This window comes from Roseibium aggregatum IAM 12614, assembly GCF_000168975.1.
Lineage (GTDB): Bacteria > Pseudomonadota > Alphaproteobacteria > Rhizobiales > Stappiaceae > Roseibium > Roseibium aggregatum.
The window spans coordinates 278995-299641 of record NZ_AAUW01000002.1; the positions used below are offsets into that span (position 1 = coordinate 278995).

A 20647-nucleotide genomic window follows, 5' to 3' on the forward strand; every position below is an offset into this window, starting at 1 on the left:
ATCGTGTCTCAGGGTAATCCCGGACGCAACGTCACCGAGACGCGGCCTTGCGCGTCCTGACTGGTGGCAGCGCCCAAACGATCACTGAGAGCACTACCTTCAGGCGGCGTTCCGTCCTCGACAGCGGAAACAGGCGCCGATTTCACCACCACAGGCACACGCGGATCGTCCACACGCCCTTGCATCGGCGGCAGGGGCTCTCCCTTCACGAAGAAGCGATAGGTTCTGCTCGCCGGGTCGATCTCCTCATCCTCCTCGCCGCCCAGAAGCAATGCCTCCGGCGAGGTGGTGCGTCCGGTCAGGACGATGAAGTTCGGGTCATCCTCCACGCCTTCGAAGGCAAGCCCGCCATAGCCCCCCAGCAGACGAGAGAGTTCCCGCTCAACGAAGAACGCGACTTTCCTGTAGCCGGCCCAGGTGAAATCAATCTTGTCGTTGGTGCGCAGCCGCGTGTTCTTGCCGTCAACATCCGGACCGTAGGACGAATAGCTGCCGTCTTCGGCCAGGAAGATATCCCAGATATCCACATAGCGAACCCGCCTGTCTTCCGAAGCACTCTGGAAAATCGAGTTGAGCTGGGTGAAATCGGCATTCACCAATTCATCGCCTGTAGGCGGCAGGCCGGCCCAGACGAGCGGCTTCTTTTCCTGTCGTACCAGGCGCACGAGCGCGTCGACCTTCTTGCGATAGCTGTCCAGCCATTCCGCGGTCATGAACTCGACGGGCGGGTCGCCAGGAAAGGCTTGGCCAAGATCCTGCCGGCCGATCATCACCACGACGGCCTGGACATCCGCCCCGCGAATTCTGGAGACCACCTGCGTTGCCCAGTCCGGCGTTCCGTCACCCACGAGGCCTTCCTTGTCTTCAGTAATGGCCTCGACACGGATCTGCGGTTTTTGCGCGAGCGTGTATTTCAGCCCGTCGGCAACACCGCGCGCCATCCGGTCTCCCACCACCAGGATCAGACCGGCATTGGGGTCCTTATCCAGAACGTCGAATTTGGGCGGAGCGCCGGCAGGCCGGGAAACCCTCGGCTTTTTCTGTGTTTTTTGCGGCTTCGTGACACGCTTCTCGGCACCGCCGCCAAACAGCCGCTGAAGCGGCGCAAACGGGTTGAACCCACGGAAAGGCCCGTTCTGCGCAACCACGATCTCGCCGCGCGGCACATCCTGCGCGGCAGAAATCCCGGCGGAACAGAAAACCAGTACAAGACCAAGAGCAACCGCAAAGCGGAGCGAGGCGGCGGGCCCACCCTTGCCTTCGTTTTGCCGGTTCCCAATTCTCACGCTGCGCTCCTGCTGCGGCTGAACTGCACCCAGTTTAGCCGTCCAGCTTCAACCGTGCCAGCAAAACAACGGATGCATAACCGTCGGGAACCATTCCCCGGGACCGCTGATAGGCGCGTATCCCCTTGCGGGTCGCGGGCCCAATCCGGCCATCCGCCGTGCCCACGGAAAATCCACGCTGGTTCAAAAGCGCCTGCAACTCGGCGGTTTCCGAGCGATTGAGCGGAAGATGCTCACGCGACCAGTCACCCTCGATCGGTCCGCCGCCGATGATCCGGTCGGCAAGATGCCCAACGGCAAGCGCATAGGCGGTCGCGTTGTTGTACCGCTTGATCACGTAGAAGTTCTTCAGCATCAGGAACGCCGGACCACTCGCGCCGGCCGGCAGAACCAGGATGGCGTTGTCGGAAGGCCGCGGAAAATCCTTGCCGTTTGTCCGGCGAATTCCGTATCGGCCCCATTCGCCGAGCGTCAGCGTCTTTTCGCCGTCGGCCATGTGATAGTCGAACCCACTGGGCAAGGCGACCTCGTATCCCCAGGTCTTGCCTGTCTGCCAGCCGTGCTTCTGCAAGTAGGCAGCGGTTGAGGCCAGCGCATCGGGAATGGACGTCCAGATATCCCGGCGGCCGTCACCGTCGTAGTCGGCAGCATAGGCCTTCCAGCTTGAGGGCATGAACTGCGTGTGTCCCATGGCCCCGGCCCAGGAACCTTCCATGTCCTGGAAACGCACATGGCCTGCCTGGACGATCGCCAGCGCGGTAACCAGTTCCTTTTCCCAGAAGCTCTTCCGGCGCGGCGCCGCATACGCCAGCGTCGCCAGGGCCTGGATTACATTATGACGCCCCATGAAGCCGCCATAGTTGGTTTCCATGCCCCAGATCGCCAGCACGGCTTCACGATCGACACCGTAGCGGTTCTCGATGACCGCCAGCACCTGGCTGTATTCCTTCAGCATCTCGCGGCCCTTCTCGACCCGCGTATCTGAAACGGCGCTGTCGAGGTAATCCCAGATCGGCTTCACGAACTCGGATTGCTTGCTCATCAGGCGCAAGGTGTCCTCGTCCGGCTGCATGCCGGTAAACACCGCATTATAGGTCTGGGATGAAATGCCTGCAGCCCTGGCCGTCGGCCAGAAGCCGGAAACGAACCGGCTGAAACCCTGATCGGCCTGCGCCGGCAGCGAAACGGCCAGCAGAGTGCCCGTCGCCGCAGCTGTCACAAGCAGCCGGCGCCCAAGGGTTCTCAGTCGTCCTGAAAGAGGCAGTATTGTTTTCACGTTCGCAGTCAGCTGCGCAAGGTTCAGCATCAGGGCCTCCTCGATGCCCAGGTCCGTAAGTTTCTGCCCCCGCCCCATGAATGATGTGAATTTGGTTACCGTGACGTTAATGCCGGAATCTAAAGCCAGCTTCAACAGCGTTTTCGGAATAGTCGTTTCCCTGCTGCGAGCTGTCGAAGCGACGATGGGTGTAATCCGCTGTTACCGCGATGTTTTTGGTAACCGCGAAGGTCAGACCACCGAAACCGGTCAGGGTCCGCTCCTCGATCGAGACACCTTCATAGGTCCGGTAACTGTAGCCGACACCGGCCTCGCCGACCAGCCGGTCGCTGAAGGCGTGGGCAAGGCGCAGGTCGCCGGAATAGATGATCGAACCGCTGGCGCCATCGATGTCGGTTGCCTCGAAGGAGGTTCCAAGCCCCCCGGTGACAGTCGTCAGACGGCTTGGTGACCACACCAGAGAGGCCTCGGCAATCAGGCCCGACAGATTTTCCAGCCGGTCGTCTTCAATGTCCTCGATGCGCCACCCCGCACCCAACTCACCGGTGAGCTTGGGACCGGACGCAATGGTGACACCACCCAGGACCTGGTACCCGTTGGCGTTTCGTTTTTCGCACAGGTCATCGCTGCAGGTGTCGTCATAGCGCCGCAGGAGCAATGAGCCTTCCACGAACGGGGAAAACACGCTGCCGGTATTGCCATCCAGCCGCAGGCTGGCCGAATAAAGCGTGTTGTTGCGTCCCGATTCCGACCCGCTTTCCGCTGTATAGAAGTTCCGGTCCACACCAAGCGAGGCTGTTGCCGCAACAATGCCGATCGCGCGTGTACCGCTGCCACTGCCCGACAGTTCGTGATCGTAGTCGGTTCCGGACGCGGATTCCGCGCTGCCATCGTCTTCCTGGCTGAGCGTGTAGGACACTGTGGTGGTGACCTGTGTCGCTTCGCTGATATCGAGCCTCAGGTTCGTGGCTGCAAAGACGGTCGCTTCATTGTCGTCGCTCTCCCCGGGATAACCGGTAAAGGAGCCCCGCAGCGACGTATCCAGCTGGTGCCGGGACCAGTTTGAGGTCAGGGAAACATCCGGAGAGATCCGGTAGAACTTGCCAGCCGAGCCGTTTGCCGACTGCGATCTGTTGTCGGTCCAGCCTGTCGAGAGGGTCAACTGCGGGGTCAGGGTAAAGGCTCCAAGCCGAATGCCCTGCGGGGCGTCAAAAGTCGTGTCACCTCCGAACACGCTGTCATCGATACCGCTGACGGAAAGTGGAACTGCCCTGTCGACCGCTGTTATCCTGTCGGCGAAGGGCCGGACCGGTGTCGCTCTGCCGTCGGTACCAAGGCCGCTCGATCCGGTTTCCGCCGTGGCTGAGTTCAGCGTTGAACGCAGGGAAAAGACATTGGCCTGTGTCGGATTACGGTCCGCCGCCTGCGCTGCCTGATCGGAAGGGTCGACTGATTCTTGCGCTCCCCCCGGTTCTTCCGATCCCCGCAAATCGTCAAGCGTCGTCTGCGCGGCCGCGGAAACGGCCTGCAGAACGGCAAGAAAAGTGATCAGGGGCAGAAAGCTGCGCATAAAGTTCGGGACCAGTCGACGTGGTATGTCGGGTCCAACCTGACGAAGGATGGTTAATCCTTCGTTTCTTTTTCGCAAATTGGAAGGTTACACAAAGTTACATAAAGTCACCTGATCTAATGCATTTAATGGATCACGGGTCCTTGATCCCCGTCAGCGACTGGCATAGAGCTAGGCTGTCTTCAATAAAAAAGAATTATGTTCATGACCACCGTGCTGCGTGACCCGGTTTCCGAAGAAAATTCTGACATGACGTCCCTGTGCCTCGTCTCCGCAGAGCGGACCCTTGAAACGGAAATTGCCGGCCTGAGCGCTGTGCGGGCAGCACTGAAGAACGGACTTGCCGTTCCATTCCAGAAGACCTTCGAGCTCATTCAGAAAAGCAAGGGGCGCGTTGTCATCACCGGCATCGGCAAGAGTGGTCATATCGGCACCAAGATCGCCGCCAGCCTGGCCTCCACCGGAACGCCGTCCTTCTTCGTTCATGCCAGTGAAGCCAGCCACGGCGACCTTGGCATGATCACGGAGGGCGATGTCGTGATCGCGCTTTCCTGGTCGGGCGAAACGCAGGAACTTGCAGGCATCGTCAGCTACACCCGCCGCTTCAAGGTGCCCCTGGTCGCGATTACCTCGCGCAAGGACAGCACACTCGGCCGCGCTGCCGATATTGTCATGAACCTGCCGGCCGTCACCGAAGCTTGCCCGCATGGCCTGGCACCCACAACATCCGCTCTCATTCAGTTGGCGGTCGGCGATGCCCTTGCCGTGGCGCTTCTGGAAGGGCGCGGTTTCACCGCGCAGGATTTCCGCGTCTTCCACCCGGGTGGTCGCCTTGGCGCCAGCCTGAAAACGGCCAAGGACATCATGCACACCGGCGAACGCATGCCGCTGGTGTCCGCAAACACCCCGATGAGCGAAGGCATCGTCCTGATGACCCAGCGCGGTTTCGGTGTGCTGGGTGTCGTCGACGAACTGAAACAGCTTATCGGCATCATCACCGATGGTGACTTGCGCCGCCACGTTTCCTCCAATCTCCTGGCGAAATCGGCCGGCGAGATCATGACACGCGCACCGAAGACGGTCTCGACCGACACACTGTCGGCCTCGATCCTCGAACTGGCCAACAGCCTGTCGATCACATCCGTGTTCGTGATCGAGGACGGCCGCCCGGTCGGCATCGTCCATCTGCACGATCTTCTGCGGATCGGCGCTGCCTGAACTCTATCCGAACGCGCAATACTGCCGCAGCAGGCCGAAAAAGATTGTTTTCCGGCCTGCGAGTGGCGTGCCATTAGGATTTGATTAGCCATAGACCTCTTACACTGCCCCGAAGTTTCATCGGCTTGACGCCGCAGACCTTGGTGTGTGTACAGAATGGATCTGGCGACATTAATCGGCATTGTGGGTGCCTTTGGCATCGTTACGACCGCTATTTTTCTTGGTGGCAGTTTCGGCCAGTTCATTGACGTGCCGTCGGTCCTCATCGTGGTCGGCGGCGGTCTCGCCGCCACGCTGATCCGCTTCCAGCTCTCCGACATCGCCGCCGCATTCGTCACGGGCTTCAAGGTTGCGCTTGCGGGCAAGAACGCCAATCCGCGCGACCTCATTACCGAAATCAGCAACCTGGGTGAAATCGTCCGCAAGTCCGGCCCGCTCGGTCTGGAGAACGTGGACGTCTCGGACCCGGTGCTGGCCAAGGGTGTGCAATACATCGCGGATGGCTATGAGCTGGAGTTCATCCGGGAATCGATGGAGCGCGAGCGGGACCTGCAGCTTTCCCGCCTGTCGGAAGGCAAACGTGTCTTCAAGGCGCTCGGCGATTCAGCACCCGCTTTTGGCATGATCGGGACGCTGGTCGGTCTGGTACAGATGCTTGCCAACATGGATGACCCGGCTGCAATCGGTCCCTCCATGGCCGTCGCCCTTCTGACGACCCTTTACGGCGCGCTGATCTCCAACATCCTTTGTCTGCCCCTGGTGGACAAACTGGATGCGAAATTCGATGTCGATGACCTCAACCAGACACTGATCATCGACGGTGTGTGCCAGATCCGCGAATCCAAGAGCCCGGCATTGATCAAGGAAATGCTGATCGCATATCTGCCGGACAAATTGCGCGCCGAACTGGCAGACGCAGCCTAAAGCAGTCTGCGGTCCCGATGACCCCGGGCAGAGCATTCGCTGAACTGGATATGGCAATGGCGGCGGTTCGGTTGAAAACGATAGAACCGCGGCCGATGCGGAACTGACAAAAGAGCGACAACAGCGCGATGGCAAAGAAAAAGAAACCTCAAGGCGGCGGCGGAGCACCCGACTGGCTGGTGACTTTTGCCGATCTGATGTCCCTGCTCGTCTGCTTCTTCGTTCTCATCATTTCTTTTTCCATTCAGGACAAGGAAAAGCTTCAGGTCGTCGCCGGGTCCATGCGCGAAGCCTTCGGCGTGAAGGATTCTTCCCGCAAGACGGGCATCATCGAGGTCGAGGGCATTCCGATCCGCGACTACATGAAGGATATCAGCCAGGTCGAACAGGAAATGGATTCCGACTTCTCCCAGGAGCGTCATGAAAAGCGGCGCAAACAGGGACCGGAAGCCAACACCCACGACACGCTGGAAGCCGATATCGAAAAGCCGCGGCAATTCGCGACAGCTGCCGCCTCGCTGCGCCAGGCCTGGCAGGAAATGCCGGAAATCACCGAGATTTCCAGCAACATCATTCTGGAAGAAACCGAAGAGGGCCTCAACATCATGCTCGTCGATCAGGACGGGCGCTCGATGTTCCGGGAAGGCTCGAAATATCCTTACGAGACCACCCGCCGCCTGATCGCCAAGATGGCACCAGTTCTGTCACAGATGCCAAATCGCATCGAGATCACCGGCCACACGACAGCTGGCCGCCAGTCCATCGACCCGAGTTATACCGGCTGGGAGCTCTCCAGCGAACGCGCCAACATCGCCCGGCAGATCCTGTCCGAATATGGCGTGCCGGACAATCAGTTCTACTCTGTGGTCGGCAAGGCAGACACGGAACCGCTGTTCCCCAACGATCCCTATCTTGCGGCAAACCGCCGGATCGGCATTCTGCTCAAGGCCGAAGAACCGCCGTTGCCGTTAGGGCACAAGCTCTGAGGGAGCGGGCCAAGCGCTCGCCCATACAAAATGCGGATCTGGCCTAGCTGACCTTTGACACGACCAGCCGCGCACCATCGATTGCATCGACACGTACCTTGGTGCCTGCGGGCAGATCCGGTCCGGTGATGCGCCAGATGGTGTCATCAATGGAAAGGTTCCCGGCGCCCTCCCTCAGCGGCGCGGCAAGCGTGAATTCCCGGCCAACATAGCGGCTGCCACGCTGGTTTAGCCCCGGGTCGCCCTTTTCCGATGCAAGCTTCTGCATCAGCCGGCGTCCGATCAGCAGGCTGACAAGCGATAGCACCAGGAACAGTCCCACATCCACCTGCCAGGCGAAGTCGAACAACAGAGCAACGACACCAACGACCAGCGCCGACAGGCCGAACCACAGGAAAATCGTGCCGGGCGCGAGTATTTCGAGCCCCAGCAGCAAGAGCCCCAGAACGAACCAGCTCCAAGGCCCCAGGGCCGCGATCGTGCTTTCAATCAGGCTCACCGGTTCCCCTCTCCCTCATCACTGCGGGTGTTGGGAATGCGTGAGGACGACCGGTTGGAAGACCCATCCTCACCGAATGCTTCCTTGGCAATGGCGCCGATACCGCTCAAGGCCCCCAGCAGCGATGTCGCTTCCATTGGGAGGATGAGCGTCTTCTGGTTGCGCGAGGTTGCCAGTTCCTTGAACGCTTCAACGTATTTGCTGGCAACGAAATAGTTGATGGCCTGGACATCACCGGAGGCGATGGCCGCACTGACGAGCTGCGTTGCCTTGGCTTCGGCTTCCGCCTCGCGCTCGCGGGCTTCCGCATCGCGGAAAGCGGATTCGCGGCGGCCTTCGGCTTCCAGGATGAGCGACTGCTTTTGCCCTTCCGCTTTCAGGATTTCCGACTGGCGCTTGCCTTCGGCTTCGAGGATGTAGGCGCGCTTCTCGCGTTCCGCCTTCATCTGGCGGGCCATGGCATCCACCAGATCGCGCGGCGGATTGATGTCCTTGATTTCGATACGGGTGATCTTGATGCCCCAGGGCTCTGCCGCCGCATCAACGACACGCAGGATCTGGGCGTTGATTTCGTCGCGATTGGACAGAAGGTTATCGAGATCCATCGACCCCATGACCGAGCGGATGTTGGTCATGGTCAGGTTGAGAATGGCGTTCTGAAGGCCAAGCACTTCATAGGCCGCACGGGCGGCATCAAGCACCTGGTAGAAGGTCACGCCATCCGCACTCACCGTCGCATTGTCGCGGGTAATGACTTCCTGGGTCGGAACATCCAGCACCTGCTCCATCATGTTGAGCTTGTGGCCGATCCTATCGATGAACGGGATGATGAAGTTCAGACCCGGCGTCAGCGTCTTCCGATACTTGCCAAAACGTTCGACCGTATAATTGTAGCCTTGCGGCACCGTCTTTACGCCGGCGAAAAAGACCAGAATGACCAGCACGACAAGGCCGATCAGGAAAATGTCAAATCCCGCGATTGGCATATACGTCTCCCGTAATTTTCCAAAAAAGTGCTGTCACTATGCGACGAACTTCAAGGCGTTGCCAGAGCATTTGCAGCCTTGAACCCGTGCGCACGCACAGACACAGACCCGCTTCCGCGAACACCTAAGGCGTTCGCGGAACAGTCACATGACTTATGGGCAGGGCTGCGGAATTTTACGAGTTTTTTCCACCGGCAAGGTTAAACGCCTGTGGATGGGCGGCGGGTCAGATCCAGCCGCCGAGTTCGCGCCGGACAATGTGGGCCAGCACGTCCATGCCAAGATCGCTGTCATTCAGGCAGGGGATGTGGCTGAAATGCTCGCCGCCGCTTTCTTCGAAGATCTCCCCGGCTTCGCCGGCAATTTCTTCCAGTGTTTCAAGGCAATCGGCGACAAAGCCCGGGTTCATCACCGCAACGTTCTTCACACCGTCCTTGGCCAATTGCTCGACGGTCTTGTCCGTATAGGGCTGCAGCCATTCTTCCGGCCCGAACCGGGACTGGAACGTGACCCGTAGTTTCTCCGCGTCCCAACCGAGAACCTCGCGCATCAACCGCGTCGTCTTCATGCAATGGCAGTGATAGGGATCGCCGCGTTTGAAATAGGACTGCGGAATGCCGTGATAGGACGTCAGCACCACGTTCGGCTTGAAATCGAGGCTTTCCAGATGCCGCTCAACTGATTTTGCGAGGGCGGTCACATAGACCGGGTCGTCATGATAGGGCGGCACGGTGCGGATCGCAGGCTGCCAGCGCATCTTCAACAGCGTCTTGCAGACAACGTCATTGACCGTCGCCGTGGTGGTTGCCGAATACTGAGGGTAAAGCGGGAAGACAAGGATCCGGTCACAGCCTTCGTCCTTCAGTGCCTTAAGCCGGTCCGGAATGGACGGCTGGCCGTAGCGCATCGCCCAATCGATTTTCAGCCGTCCGTCCGAATCCCCCATCATCTCGGTCAGCTTGTCCGACTGGCTGCGCGTGATCGTGCGCAGGGGCGACTCGTCCTTTTCCTTGTTCCAGATTTCCTCGTAGGCCTTGCCGGATTTGCCCGGCCGGGTCATCAGAACGATGCCATAGAGGATCGGATACCAAATCGCCCGCGGCCACTCGATGACACGCTTGTCCGACAGGAACTCGCGCAGGTACCGACGCATCGGCCAATAATCCGTGCCATCCGGTGTGCCCAGATTGACCAGAAGCACACCCACCTTGCCGCTCTTGACCGAAGGATGGTCTTTCGGCAAGTCGAGTTTCCTGAATGCGGCTTCCTGGTCGGCTGTGATCGGCGCGGTCGGTTGAACGGTCATCTGCGGGATAAGTCCTAAAACGGTCTGTCTGTCTGACGCCATACATAGGCCAAGCAAGGGGCTGGGCCAATGCGGCATTTGTCATACGCAGAACCAAGGCTGCAGATCACCAGAAAGTCTGATGGAAAATCAACAGGCAAAGACCTCCTCCTGAGAAGGACCGACAGGTCCGTCTCGAAGGAAGGAGAACTTGCTCCCGAGTATGCCGCCCATCCTTCCAGACAGCGCTTGCGCGCTTCCTCAGGACGGGACTGAAATTTGCATCAACTCCGGAGGCACGTTTGTGCGTTGCTCCCAGCCTCAGCCATATTCCCGTTCATCGGCAATCACCTTGCCGTCATTCGGCAACGCACCCGGGGCAACCGTCAGGACATCTCCCTTGAGATGGGTAACTTCGCGCAGTGTTGCCGCGACCCGCTCCGGCAAACCGTTGCCGGCGACTTCGGTTTCCACCGTCAGTGTCATGGCGTCGGCTTCGCCAACGCGGCTGACGGCAAGACGGGCCTTGCTGATTTCCGGATGAGCCGCAACGATCTGCGCGATCTGGGCCGGGTCGACGAACATGCCCTTGACCTTGGTGCGCTGGTCCGCCCGCCCCATCCAGCCCGCAAGCCGCATGTTGGTACGCCCGCACGGCGATTGTCCGGGGATGATCTTGGAGAGATCGCCGGTGGCAAAACGGATCATCGGATAGAGGCTGTTGAAGTTGGTGACCACCAATTCGCCCACCTCGCCATCTGCGACCGGCTCGCCGGTTCCGGGCCGCACGATCTCGACGATGTAATCCTCGTTGACAACCATGCCCTCCCTGGCTTCCGTCTCATAGGCGATGACGCCAAGATCCGCGGTCGCGTAACACTGGCCGACACGGATACCGCCAGCCTCGTATTCCTCGCGCAAGGACGGGAACAGCGCCCCACCCGAGACCAGGGCCTTCTTGATGGAGGAGACATCCCGGCCCTGGTCCCGGCCGCGATCGAGGAGGATCTTCAGATAGTCCGGCGTGCCGACGAAACCGGACGGTTTGAGCACCTCGATCGCTTCGACCTGACTGTCCGTATTGCCGACACCGGCAGGAAAGACCGTGCAGCCGAGCGCAATTGCGCCCTGGTCCAGAATGAAGCCGCCGGGCGTCAGGTGATAGGAAAAGGTGTTGAGAACGACATCGCCCTTGCGGAAGCCGGCCGCGAACAGGCTACGCGCGCCGTTCCACGGATCAAGCCCGGGCGCCTGAGGCTCCCAGATCGGACCCGGCGACATGAAGACCCGGGCTGCGCCCGACAGCTCACCTGCCAGAAATCCACCGAAGGGCGGCTGCGCCCGCTGCTTTTCCAGAAGCTCCGACTTGCGCAGTACCGGCAGACCGGCAAGCGCGGCCCGGTCGGTAACGGCAGCAAGGTCGCAGCCGTCCAGATGCGCGGCCCACCCGGTGGATTTACCGGTGGCATGGGCCAGAAGGTCCGGCAATCGGGCAAAAAGGTCCCGTTCGCGCAGAGCGGCGTCTTGCCGCTCGCGCGCGTCAAACTGAATGTCGCTCATGGTCGTCTCCGCCTGTTTCGGCCCTGTGTCTGAAACCCCGTCAGGCCAGCCAGCGCTTCCTTCGCTTGTAATGTTTGACATTCCGGAACGAGCGGCGGCCCTCGCCGCCAACGCCCAGATAGAATTCCTTGACGTCCTCATTCTCCCGCAATGCCTTGGCATCGCCGTCGAGAACGATGCGGCCGGATTCCAGGATGTAGCCGTAGGTCGCGTATTTCAGCGCCACGTTGGTATTCTGTTCGGCAAGCAGGAAGGACACGCCTTCCTTGTCGTTGAGCTGGCGGACGATCTCGAAGATTTCCTCCACGAGCTGAGGTGCCAGACCCATGCTCGGCTCATCCAGCAGGATCATCTTCGGCCGGCTCATCAGAGCGCGGCCGATGGCACACATCTGCTGTTCGCCGCCGGAGGTGTACCCGGCCTGGCTGCCACGCCGCTCTCGCAGACGCGGAAAATAGTTGTAGACCATCTCAAGGTCTGCCTTCACGGCGCTGTACCCGTCCTTGCGGGTGTAGGCGCCCGTCAGCAAATTCTCTTCAATGGACAGGTGGCCGAAACAATGCCGCCCTTCCATCACCTGGATGCATCCCCGCCGAACCAGATCGTTGGGTGACAGGGCCTGAACTTCGTCGCCCTCGAAGACGATCTTGCCTTTCGTCACTTCGCCGCGCTCGGCGCCAAGCAGGTTCGAAATCGCTTTCAGCGTGGTCGTCTTGCCTGCTCCGTTCGCGCCGAGCAGTGCCACGATCCCGCCCTTGGGGATGGTCAGCGACACGCCCTTCAACACCAGGATCACGTGGTCGTAGATGACCTCGATATTGTTGACCGACAGGATTGTCCCGGCAGCGTCCCGAGCGCCCTGTGAACCGGGCTGTTCTACATCCAGCAATGCCATTCCCTCTTCTCCCTGGAAGCTCCGCCGCACGTTGATGCGGCGCGGCGGAGCGGACTGCCTATCAGTTCGGGCAGGGTTCGGTGCGCGCCGGCCACGGCGCGTTCTTTTCTGCATATTCCGCCGCGGCTGCTTCCAGCAGCGGACGGACCACATCGGTCATCGGCTCGATCCAGTCGGAAGCCTGACGCCACTTCTTGCCGTCCCACTCCTGGATGAACACCGGATGGCTGCCGGCATGGTCTTCACAGGTCACTTTCATCGGATGCGCAAAGCCCTTCAGACCGAGTTCAGCCAGACGGGCTTCGTCCAGGTTGAGAGCTTCCAGACCAAGACGCATGTCTTCGCCCGTGATGACCTTCTTGCCGGTCAGTTCCTGCGCGGTGCGAATGCCTTCCGCGATGATGACCGAGTTCAGGACGCCGCGGTTGTAGAGCGTGCTGCCGATGGTGCTTGCATCGGTGGAGGACTTGCCCGCATCGACAACATGTTTCTTGATGTCATTGAGAGCCGGGAAATCGGCACCGACACCGGAGAAGTTCAGAGCCTTGTAGCCCTTCGCGCCTTCGCCACCTGCGGAAGCATCGTCGTCACCCGCGGACCACCACACACCGATGAACTTGTCCATCGGGAAGCGGATCTTGACCGCTTCCTTGACGGCGGTCGGGTTCATCGCACCCCAGCCCCACATGACCATGTAGTCCGGACGGTCGCGGCGCACGTTGAGCCACTGTGAAGACTGGTTCTGCATTTCCGCACCCGGAACCGGGTACTGCAGCAGCTCGAAGCCGTATTTCTCGGCAAGCTGTTCCAGAAGCGGCAGCGGCTCGCGGCCGTAACCGGCATCGAGGAAGATGTAACCGATCTTCTTGCCCTTGAGATTTTCAAGGCCGCCTTCCTGCTCACCAATGTACTTGATGACCACGGATGCGCCGTCCCAATAGGTGTCCGGCACGTTGAAGATCCACGGGAACGTGGAACCGACAGCGGCTGCCGACAGGCCGTAGCCCATCGAAAGAACCGGAATCTTGTCGACACCGGCCTTCGGAATGAGCTGCAGCGTGATACCCGTGGAATACGGGTTATAGACCAGCGCGCCCTTGCCCTTGGTGGCTTCGTAGCACTCCACGCCTTTCTGGGCGTTGTAACCGGTTTCACACTCTTCCAGCGCCAGTTTGACGCCACCGATGCCGCCATCGCGCTCGTTCAGCATCTGCAGATAGTCATGCATGCCGTTGGCGATGTGGATGCCGGATCCGGCATAAGGCCCGGTCCGGTACGTCAGAAGCGGCACATAGTTGGCATCTTCTGCCTGGACCGCGGTCGTCATGGCGCCGGAGAAACCGACCCCAAGCGCAACAGCGGTTCCCAGCGCGAATTGCTTAATGCTTTTCATATTCTCCTCCCACGCGGCATCGAAAGGAATACCGCCGGACCGGTTACGCCATTCCTCACCGGATCGGTCCATGTCCGGATGGCGGGCGAAAAGGCTGGCAGCCCCTAGTATGGGAACGGCCAGACCCTGAGCTTCTGCTTCGCGATCTGCCAGAGCCGCGCGAAGCCGTGCGGTTCGACGATCAGGAAGAAAATGATGAGCGCACCGACGATCATGAAGGTCGCGTGTTCCACCGTTTCCGCGGCCAGGTCGAAGCCGAGAAGACCCGGCACGAATTTCAGAATGACCGGCAGGATCCAGATGAAGGCAGCCCCCATGAAGGCCCCGCCGAGACTGCCGAGGCCGCCCAGGATGACCATGAAGAGCACCTGGAAGGACAGCCGGATGGAATAGGACGACGGTTCGGCCGCATTCAGCCAGAAGAACACCATCATCGCACCGGCGACACCGCAGATGTAGGACGACACGGCAAAGGCCATCAGCTTGGTCTGCAGCGGACGGATGCCCATGAGTTCGGCCGCAATGTCCATGTCGCGGATCATCATCCACGACCGGCCGATGCGGCCGCGCAGCACGTTCGCCATCAGGAAGGCGATCAGAACCGTGATCCCGAGAACGATGAAGTAGCGTGCCAGCGGCGTTGCCTCGGCCCCTGTGGCGATGATGCCGAAGACTTCGCGGCGCGGCACTTCAATCGCGCCGGAAGCGTTGTAATTGTAGAGCCACGGAATACGGATGAAGCACCATTCCAGGAAGAACTGGGCCGCAAGCGTCGTGACCGCCAGGTAAAGCCCCTTGATGCGCAGACTCGGCAGACCGAAGACCGCGCCGATGGCAGCCGAGAACACTCCGGACAGAAGAACCATCACGATGACATTGGCATCGGGAAAGATCGACGTCAGCTTGTAGGCGGCATAAGCGCCAACCCCCATGAACGCTCCCGTTCCGAGCGATAGCTGCCCGCAAAAGCCGGTCAGGATATTCAACCCGATTGCCGCCAGCGAGAACACCAGGAACGGGATCATGATGGAGGTCAGGAAGAAGTCATTGGCAAGGGCCGGAATGACGGCAAATGCGGTGATGAGAATGACGGCCAGGCCGACGCGGTCCTGGAGGATCGGGAACAGCGCCTGATCCGCCTTGTAACTCGTCTTGAATTGGCCAGCTTCGCGATAAAACATGGGTCAGAAATCCCTAGATCCGCTCGATGATACGTTCGCCGAAGAGGCCCTGTGGCCGGAACAGAAGGAAGATCAGGGCGATGATGTAGGCGAGCCAGGATTCGATCCCGCCACCGACAAGACCACCCCAGTAGAGTTCGCCGATCTTCTCGCCGAAGCCGATGATCAGGCCACCGACGATGGCGCCCGGGATCGACGTGAAGCCACCGAGGATCAGCACCGGCAAGGCCTTGAACGCGACGATTTCCAGCGCGAAGGACACATCGGACCGCGCGCCCCACATGATGCCTGTCGCCAGAGCCACGAGGCCGGCTGCGAACCAGACGATCGCCCAGATCTGGTTGAGTGAGATCCCGACGGAGAGAGCGGCCTGGTGATCGTCCGCCACGGCCCGCAGGGCTCGTCCGATCCGCGTCTTGTTGAAGAAGACGCCGAGCGCCGTCACCATCACCACCGCGATCACGGCTGCGGCAATGTCGATATGCTGCAGGATGACGAGACCCCGGTCGCCGAATTCGAAGGCGGTCGACCCGGTCGGCAGCCCCAGTTGTTCGGTGATCATCTGCTTCGGCTCGCCGCCGAAGACGAATTCGCCGAAACCGACGAGGAAATACGTCAGGCCGATGGTGGCCATCAGCAAAATGATTTCCGGCTGGTTGACCAGAGGCCGCATGACCACCCGTTCAACGCCATAGGCCAGAACTCCCATCACGCCGATGGTCAGGATCAGCGCCAGATAGGCGGGTACGCCGTTTTCGTTGAGGCCCACCAGCGTCAGGCCGGCGAACACTACCATGATGCCCTGGGCGAAGTTGAACACCCCGGACGCCTTGAAGATCAGCACGAAGCCCAGTGCGATCAGCGCGTAGAGAATTCCGGCGACGAAACCTTCCCACAGGACCTGCAGGAAGAAATCCGGCATCTGGTACATCTGTACGAAGGGATCGATGAAAATATCGTAGAGCATGGTTCGTCCCTCCTAGTGGCTCACACCGAGATAAGCGTCGATAACGGCCTGGCTGGCCTGCACTTCCTCCGGTGGCCCGTCGGCGATCTTCTTGCCGTAGTCGAGCACGACCACCCGGTCGGAGAGATCCATGACAACGCCCATGTCGTGTTCGATGAGGGCGATCGTCGTGCCGAATTCTTGGTTTACGTCGATGATGAACCGGCTCATGTCTTCTTTTTCTTCCAGGTTCATGCCGGCCATCGGTTCGTCGAGCAGCAACAGGTCCGGTTCCATTGCCAGCGCGCGGCCGAGTTCGACCCGCTTCTGCAGGCCGTAGGGCAAACGCCCGACCGGCGTCTTGCGGATCGCCTGAATTTCCAGGAAGTCGATGATGTCCTCGACCTTGCGCCGATGTTCGATTTCCTCGCGCTCCGCCGGCCCGCGCCACAGAAGCTGCCAGAAGAAGTTCTTGTGCATCCTCAGGGATCTGCCGGACATGATGTTGTCCAGCGTGGTCATGCCCTTGAACAGCGCCACGTTCTGGAACGTCCGGGCAATGCCCTGGCTGGCAGCCTCGTAAGGCTTCATCTTGCGGCGCACCTGACCCTGCCAGGTGATCGTGCCTTCCTGCGGATGGTAGAAGCCATTGATGACGTTCAGCATCGACGTTTTGCCGGCCCCGTTCGGACCGATGATCGCGCGGATCTCGCCCTTCTGGATGTCGAACGAAATGTCGGTGATCGCCTTCACCCCGCCGAAGGTCAGCGAGACGTTATCGACCCGCAGAAGCACCTCGCGCTCCGCCGCCTCCTTTGCGTCTGCCGGCGGCAGCGTCTTTTCCGTAACAAAGGCGTTCATTCGGCGGCCTCCTGTACGCCCGCTCCGGCGTCATGGGTGGTCATTTCGCGGATCTCGACGGTGGCTTCGATGGTTCCCTTGCGGCCGTCTTCGTAGGTCACTTCCGTGCGCACATGCTTGGAGGTGGATCCATCGTAAAGCGCGTCGATCAGCGGACCGTAACGTTCGGCAATAAAGCTCCGGCGAACCTTCTGCGTCCGGGTCAGTTCGCCGTCATCCGCATCCAGTTCCTTGTGCAGGATCAGGAACCGCTTGATCTGCGCACCCGCCATCATCGGTTCGCGGGCGAGATCCCGGTTCACCTGATCGACATGGCTTTCGATCATGCCATAGACATCGCGGTGGGCGGCAAGTTCCTGATAGGACGCATAATTGACGTTGTTGCGCTCCGCCCAGGAGCCGACCGCGGTCAGATCGATGTTGATGAAGACCGCCACCATGTCCTTCTCGTGACCGAAGGCAACCGCCTCCTTGATGTTGGGGAAGAACTTCAGCTTGTTCTCGATGTATTTCGGCGCGAACAGCGCACCGTCATTGAGCTTGCCGACATCCTTGGCGCGGTCGATGATCTTCAGGTGGCCGTTCTCGGCGATAATGCCCGCGTCGCCCGTGTGCACCCAGCCGTCCGGCGTCTTGGTGCTGGCGGTCGCTTCGTCGTTCTTGAAATAGCCGACGAAAACGCCCGGCGACCGGTACATCACTTCGCCGCTTTCGGCGATCTTCAGTTCCACATCGGGGGCAGGTTTGCCAACCGTGTCACCGAAGATCTCGCCGTCGGGCTGCAGCGTGATATAGACGCTGGCTTCCGTCTGGCCATAGAGCTGCTTGAGGTTGAGGCCGAGCGAGCGGAAGAACTGAAAGATCTCCGGCCCGATGGCTTCCCCGGCCGTGTAGCCGACCTTCATCCGGGTGAGGCCCATGCGGTTCTTGAGCGGCCCATAGACGCAGAACTCGCCGAGGGCATAGAGCACTCGGTCCTTCAGACCGACCTTCTCACCGTTCAGGATCTTCTCGCCCACCTTGCGGGCGACATCCATGAAATAGTCGAACATCGCGCGCTTGGCTTTGCCGGCATCTTCCATGCGCACCATGATCCGGGTCAGCATGTTCTCGAACACGCGCGGCGGTGCGAAGAAATAGGTCGGCGCGATTTCAAGCCGGTCCACATCGATCGTGTCCATGCTTTCCGGGCAGTTGACGCAATAGGCGGCGGTAAAGGCCTGCGCCAGCGAAAACACATGGTCGCCGATCCAGGCCATCGGCAGATAGGCGAGCACTTCCTCGGTCTCGTTCAGGTGGTCGAACTTGTTGCCGTTACGCGCCGAAATTATGAGATTGTCGAAGGACAGCATCACGCCCTTCGGCCGCCCGGTGGTGCCGGAGGTGTAGAGCATCACCGCAATGTCGGAGCCCTTGGCCGCCCGGAACCCGGCCTCCCAGTCGGCCGCCAGAGACGGCGTTGCCGAAATCAGTTCCCTGCCCTTGTCCTGGACCGAAGCATAGCTGTGCAGGTGCGCGTGATCGTAGTCGCGCAGGCCGCGCGGCTCGTCATAGATGATCTCGCTGAGTGATTTCACCTCGTCCGCCATCGACAGCAGCTTGTCGACCTGCTCCTGATCCTCGACCACCGCGAAGGTGACTTCGGCATGTCCGAGCACGAAGGCCATTTCCTCGGCAACACTGTCCGAATAGACAGGTACCGGAACGGCGCCGAGCGCCTGTGCGGCGACCATTGCCCAGTAAAGCCTCGGACGGTTGGCGCCGACGATGGCGATCTTGTCTCCGGCCTTCAGACCCAGAGATTTCAAACCGATGGAGAATGCGCGGATTTCTTCACACACCTCGGTCCAGGTCCAGCTTTGCCAGATCCCGAAATCCTTTTCCCGGAACGCTGTCCGGTCACCGAAGACTTGCGCATTGCGCATGAGAATCTTCGGAAAGGTGTCCTCCTCGCGCGATGAAGCGCTGGCCGACCCTACCATGAACTGTTTCTTCCCCTGAAGCACCCTGCGTTCGGATGAACACAGATGAGATGCCACGTCATTTTTGTCGATCAACAGTCCGCTGTCCGGCACGTTTGACCGTAAGCGGCTTGATCTGGAAGGCGCCCCAATTGTTCGGGGTCGTTACCTGAAGGGTATGAAACAATCTGACGCGCCAACCTTCAACCGGTAAATTGTTAAAGGTGAATAGGCCAGGAGCTCCAAACCCGATAGACGCAGGCTAGGAGGCCGGATTTTCAGCAATATGTTTCAATCATGTCGAATTGTTGCAATTGCGCTGCAGGTGCGAAAGGCACCCTAGGGCGTGGCCTCATAAATGAAGACGAAATGGCGTGAGAAATGGCGAAGCCGCGTTAGGAAGGGTGCGCTGAGCGGGCTTTCTGCCCGGTCAAGCAGGTTGACGTCACGCGGTGAAGCCATTTCCACGTCCTTCGGATTTGACCGGATTGGTCCTCCTCGGCGTTGCGAAAGCTTGAAAATGAGCCACATTTCCTGCGCTGCCGCGCCTTGAGGCAGACCAATCCGCCTCAAACCATTTCGTCTTCATTTATGAGGCCACACCCTAGGCAAGCGGCATCGCACTCTTGCGCACGACCAGCCATGGCTCGAGCTGAACGCTGCCATTGTCTTGCCTCTCTCCGCCGAGAAGGTTGAGCAGCAGCTTTGCCGCCTGCTCGCCAACCGCGCGGCGGGGCTGGTGGATCGTCGTCAGCGGCGGCAGGTAATGCGCCGCGATGTCGATATCGTCGAATCCGACCACCGAAACATCTTCCGGAACGCGAATGCCGGCTTCGTTCAGCGTGGAAATGAAGCCGAAGGCGGTCCGGTCGCTGGCACAGAAAACTGCGGTTGGCCGGTCTGGCAGCTCCATCCAGGCCTTCGCGGCCCTGACACCGGCATCCAGGGTGTAATCCCCTTCGAAGATCCAGGCTTTCGCCGGGTCGAGGCCCGCGCCCCCCAACGTTGCCCGGAACCCGTCAAGCCGGTCCCGGCCGGGCTTGTGCGACAGCAGTCCCGTGACATGGCCGATCTTAGAATGTTTCAACTCGAGCAGGTGAGACACCGCCAGATCCGCGCCCATCAGATTATCGACTACGGAGATGGGAACGGCCGGATCGTCGCTCCACTCGCCGGCAAGGACGATCGGCGGCGCTTTTGGGTTGGACGCCCTGATCCGGGAAATCGAGAAATGCCCGTCCAGAATCACGATCCCGTCGCAATTGTTCTTGCTGAAATAATCGCTCAGCCGCGAATGCGACATGGACGGTTTGCGGGTGTCGGCAATCAGCACCTTCAACTGCCGTTCCGCGCAGACTGTTTCGATGCCCTGCAGAATATTTGAAAAGTGGGAGTTGCCGATATCGGGAACGAGGGCAACGATTGTTCCTGTGTCCCGGCGACGGAGATTGCGCGCCGCATGATTGAGGACATAGCCGGTCTTCTCGACCGCCTCGGATACCCGGCGTCTTGTTTCGGCGGTCACCCTGTCCGGCGTCGTCAACGCACGGCTGACCGTCGCCGTCGACACATTGGCTGCGCGAGCGACATCCTGAACTGTGGGATTTTTCTTTTTGAATTCGGACTTTGGCATTTGCGCGAATGTTAGCCGAGAACATTCTGGCGCCGCACGTTTTTTCAAACGCGGAGGAAAAGAATTTTTCCGACCGGATGTCTCCACAGTCCGGATACACATCTGCCAGTCAGGTCTTTCCTGCAAGACCACTGTGCCCCGCCCCGAAACGGGGGAGGCCCGGCAGTTTGGAGTCTGCCGGGCCGAT

The 20647-nt window shown here is 60.1% G+C and carries 18 protein-coding genes; 3 read left to right on the forward strand and 15 right to left on the reverse strand.

The genetic code is table 11. The annotated features are described in order from the left end of the window. Positions 1 to 8 precede the first annotated feature (8 nt). From SIAM614_RS03800 to SIAM614_RS03810, 3 genes are all read right to left on the reverse strand, one after another. Positions 9 to 1286, reverse strand: coding sequence for an SGNH/GDSL hydrolase family protein (locus SIAM614_RS03800; RefSeq protein WP_006932233.1), 1278 nt, complete (start codon positions 1284 to 1286; stop codon positions 9 to 11). 34 nt (positions 1287 to 1320) lie between these two features. Next, positions 1321 to 2592 carry a lytic murein transglycosylase gene (locus tag SIAM614_RS03805; RefSeq protein WP_040439213.1) on the reverse strand — a complete coding sequence of 424 codons (1272 nt, stop codon included), beginning with the start codon at positions 2590 to 2592 and terminating at the stop codon, positions 1321 to 1323. Between the two features lie 76 nt (positions 2593 to 2668). Next, entirely contained in the window at positions 2669 to 4132 is a 1464-nt protein-coding gene (locus tag SIAM614_RS03810; RefSeq protein ID WP_006932235.1) for an outer membrane beta-barrel protein, read from the reverse strand. Between the two features lie 204 nt (positions 4133 to 4336). On the opposite strand from SIAM614_RS03810, the gene SIAM614_RS03815 reads away from it, so the two are divergent. The 3 genes from SIAM614_RS03815 (at position 4337) to SIAM614_RS03825 (ending at position 7260) form a co-directional block, all read left to right on the forward strand. Further along, entirely contained in the window at positions 4337 to 5350 is a 1014-nt protein-coding gene (locus tag SIAM614_RS03815; protein WP_157139661.1) for a KpsF/GutQ family sugar-phosphate isomerase, read from the forward strand. A 156-nt stretch (positions 5351 to 5506) separates the two neighbouring features. Next, on the forward strand, positions 5507 to 6274 hold the full coding sequence (locus tag SIAM614_RS03820) for a motility protein A (RefSeq protein WP_006932237.1): 768 nt from the start codon (positions 5507 to 5509) through the stop codon (positions 6272 to 6274). A gap of 128 nt (positions 6275 to 6402) precedes the next feature. Further along, a complete protein-coding gene (locus SIAM614_RS03825) occupies positions 6403 to 7260 on the forward strand; it encodes an OmpA/MotB family protein (protein WP_006932238.1) in 858 nt (285 codons plus the stop codon). A gap of 43 nt (positions 7261 to 7303) precedes the next feature. Here the strand turns inward: SIAM614_RS03825 and SIAM614_RS03830 are convergent, their stop codons facing one another. The 12 genes from SIAM614_RS03830 to SIAM614_RS03885 all read right to left on the reverse strand — a co-directional run bounded on the left by SIAM614_RS03830 (position 7304) and on the right by SIAM614_RS03885 (position 20562). Beyond that, on the reverse strand, positions 7304 to 7759 hold the full coding sequence (locus SIAM614_RS03830; protein ID WP_006932241.1) for an NfeD family protein: 456 nt from the start codon (positions 7757 to 7759) through the stop codon (positions 7304 to 7306). Continuing rightward, positions 7756 to 8745 (reverse strand): SPFH domain-containing protein, encoded by a 990-nt coding sequence (locus SIAM614_RS03835; protein WP_006932244.1) that lies wholly within the window; start codon positions 8743 to 8745, stop codon positions 7756 to 7758. The genes SIAM614_RS03830 and SIAM614_RS03835 overlap by 4 nt, the downstream gene beginning before the upstream one ends. Before the next feature lie 226 nt (positions 8746 to 8971). Then, complete coding sequence (gene hemH / locus SIAM614_RS03840; RefSeq protein ID WP_006932246.1) at positions 8972 to 10051, reverse strand: ferrochelatase; 1080 nt, start codon at positions 10049 to 10051, stop codon at positions 8972 to 8974. 300 nt (positions 10052 to 10351) lie between these two features. Continuing rightward, positions 10352 to 11590: a phenylacetate--CoA ligase family protein gene (locus tag SIAM614_RS03845; RefSeq protein WP_006932248.1), complete on the reverse strand. Its 1239-nt coding sequence runs from the start codon at positions 11588 to 11590 to the stop codon at positions 10352 to 10354. Between the two features lie 40 nt (positions 11591 to 11630). Then, positions 11631 to 12485, reverse strand: a complete 855-nt coding sequence (locus tag SIAM614_RS03850; RefSeq protein ID WP_006932249.1) for an ABC transporter ATP-binding protein — start codon at positions 12483 to 12485, stop codon at positions 11631 to 11633. 61 nt (positions 12486 to 12546) lie between these two features. After that, positions 12547 to 13878 (reverse strand): ABC transporter substrate-binding protein, encoded by a 1332-nt coding sequence (locus SIAM614_RS03855; RefSeq protein ID WP_040439222.1) that lies wholly within the window; start codon positions 13876 to 13878, stop codon positions 12547 to 12549. A 104-nt stretch (positions 13879 to 13982) separates the two neighbouring features. Further along, positions 13983 to 15059, reverse strand: coding sequence for a branched-chain amino acid ABC transporter permease (locus tag SIAM614_RS03860; protein ID WP_006932251.1), 1077 nt, complete (start codon positions 15057 to 15059; stop codon positions 13983 to 13985). A 13-nt stretch (positions 15060 to 15072) separates the two neighbouring features. Next, positions 15073 to 16026: a branched-chain amino acid ABC transporter permease gene (locus SIAM614_RS03865; RefSeq protein ID WP_006932252.1), complete on the reverse strand. Its 954-nt coding sequence runs from the start codon at positions 16024 to 16026 to the stop codon at positions 15073 to 15075. 12 nt (positions 16027 to 16038) lie between these two features. Continuing rightward, entirely contained in the window at positions 16039 to 16866 is an 828-nt protein-coding gene (locus SIAM614_RS03870) for an ABC transporter ATP-binding protein (protein WP_006932253.1), read from the reverse strand. After that, entirely contained in the window at positions 16863 to 18791 is a 1929-nt protein-coding gene (locus SIAM614_RS03875; protein WP_229597936.1) for an AMP-binding protein, read from the reverse strand. The genes SIAM614_RS03870 and SIAM614_RS03875 overlap by 4 nt, the downstream gene beginning before the upstream one ends. Positions 18792 to 19166: 375 nt before the next feature. Then, positions 19167 to 19289 carry a hypothetical protein gene (locus SIAM614_RS33285; protein ID WP_267871936.1) on the reverse strand — a complete coding sequence of 41 codons (123 nt, stop codon included), beginning with the start codon at positions 19287 to 19289 and terminating at the stop codon, positions 19167 to 19169. A gap of 142 nt (positions 19290 to 19431) precedes the next feature. Beyond that, positions 19432 to 20562, reverse strand: coding sequence for a LacI family DNA-binding transcriptional regulator (locus SIAM614_RS03885; protein WP_081455176.1), 1131 nt, complete (start codon positions 20560 to 20562; stop codon positions 19432 to 19434). Positions 20563 to 20647: the final 85 nt, after the last annotated feature.

What these genes read in the sequence shown, in the direction of transcription:
- SIAM614_RS03810 (WP_006932235.1), bottom strand. Translation starts at nt 4,132, where the DNA reads ATGCGCAGCTTTCTGCCCCTGATCACTTTTCTTGCCGTTCTGCAGGCC.
- SIAM614_RS03855 (WP_040439222.1), bottom strand. Translation starts at nt 13,878, where the DNA reads ATGAAAAGCATTAAGCAATTCGCGCTGGGAACCGCTGTTGCGCTTGGG.
- SIAM614_RS03860 (WP_006932251.1), bottom strand. Translation starts at nt 15,059, where the DNA reads ATGTTTTATCGCGAAGCTGGCCAATTCAAGACGAGTTACAAGGCGGAT.
- hemH (WP_006932246.1), bottom strand. Translation starts at nt 10,051, where the DNA reads ATGACCGTTCAACCGACCGCGCCGATCACAGCCGACCAGGAAGCCGCA.
- SIAM614_RS03870 (WP_006932253.1), bottom strand. Translation starts at nt 16,866, where the DNA reads ATGAACGCCTTTGTTACGGAAAAGACGCTGCCGCCGGCAGACGCAAAG.
- SIAM614_RS03850 (WP_006932249.1), bottom strand. Translation starts at nt 12,485, where the DNA reads ATGGCATTGCTGGATGTAGAACAGCCCGGTTCACAGGGCGCTCGGGAC.
- SIAM614_RS03820 (WP_006932237.1), top strand. Translation starts at nt 5,507, where the DNA reads ATGGATCTGGCGACATTAATCGGCATTGTGGGTGCCTTTGGCATCGTT.
- SIAM614_RS33285 (WP_267871936.1), bottom strand. Translation starts at nt 19,289, where the DNA reads ATGGCTTCACCGCGTGACGTCAACCTGCTTGACCGGGCAGAAAGCCCG.
- SIAM614_RS03825 (WP_006932238.1), top strand. Translation starts at nt 6,403, where the DNA reads ATGGCAAAGAAAAAGAAACCTCAAGGCGGCGGCGGAGCACCCGACTGG.
- SIAM614_RS03845 (WP_006932248.1), bottom strand. Translation starts at nt 11,590, where the DNA reads ATGAGCGACATTCAGTTTGACGCGCGCGAGCGGCAAGACGCCGCTCTG.
- SIAM614_RS03865 (WP_006932252.1), bottom strand. Translation starts at nt 16,026, where the DNA reads ATGCTCTACGATATTTTCATCGATCCCTTCGTACAGATGTACCAGATG.
- SIAM614_RS03835 (WP_006932244.1), bottom strand. Translation starts at nt 8,745, where the DNA reads ATGCCAATCGCGGGATTTGACATTTTCCTGATCGGCCTTGTCGTGCTG.
- SIAM614_RS03805 (WP_040439213.1), bottom strand. Translation starts at nt 2,592, where the DNA reads ATGCTGAACCTTGCGCAGCTGACTGCGAACGTGAAAACAATACTGCCT.
- SIAM614_RS03885 (WP_081455176.1), bottom strand. Translation starts at nt 20,562, where the DNA reads ATGTGTATCCGGACTGTGGAGACATCCGGTCGGAAAAATTCTTTTCCT.
- SIAM614_RS03815 (WP_157139661.1), top strand. Translation starts at nt 4,337, where the DNA reads ATGACCACCGTGCTGCGTGACCCGGTTTCCGAAGAAAATTCTGACATG.
- SIAM614_RS03875 (WP_229597936.1), bottom strand. Translation starts at nt 18,791, where the DNA reads ATGCGCAATGCGCAAGTCTTCGGTGACCGGACAGCGTTCCGGGAAAAG.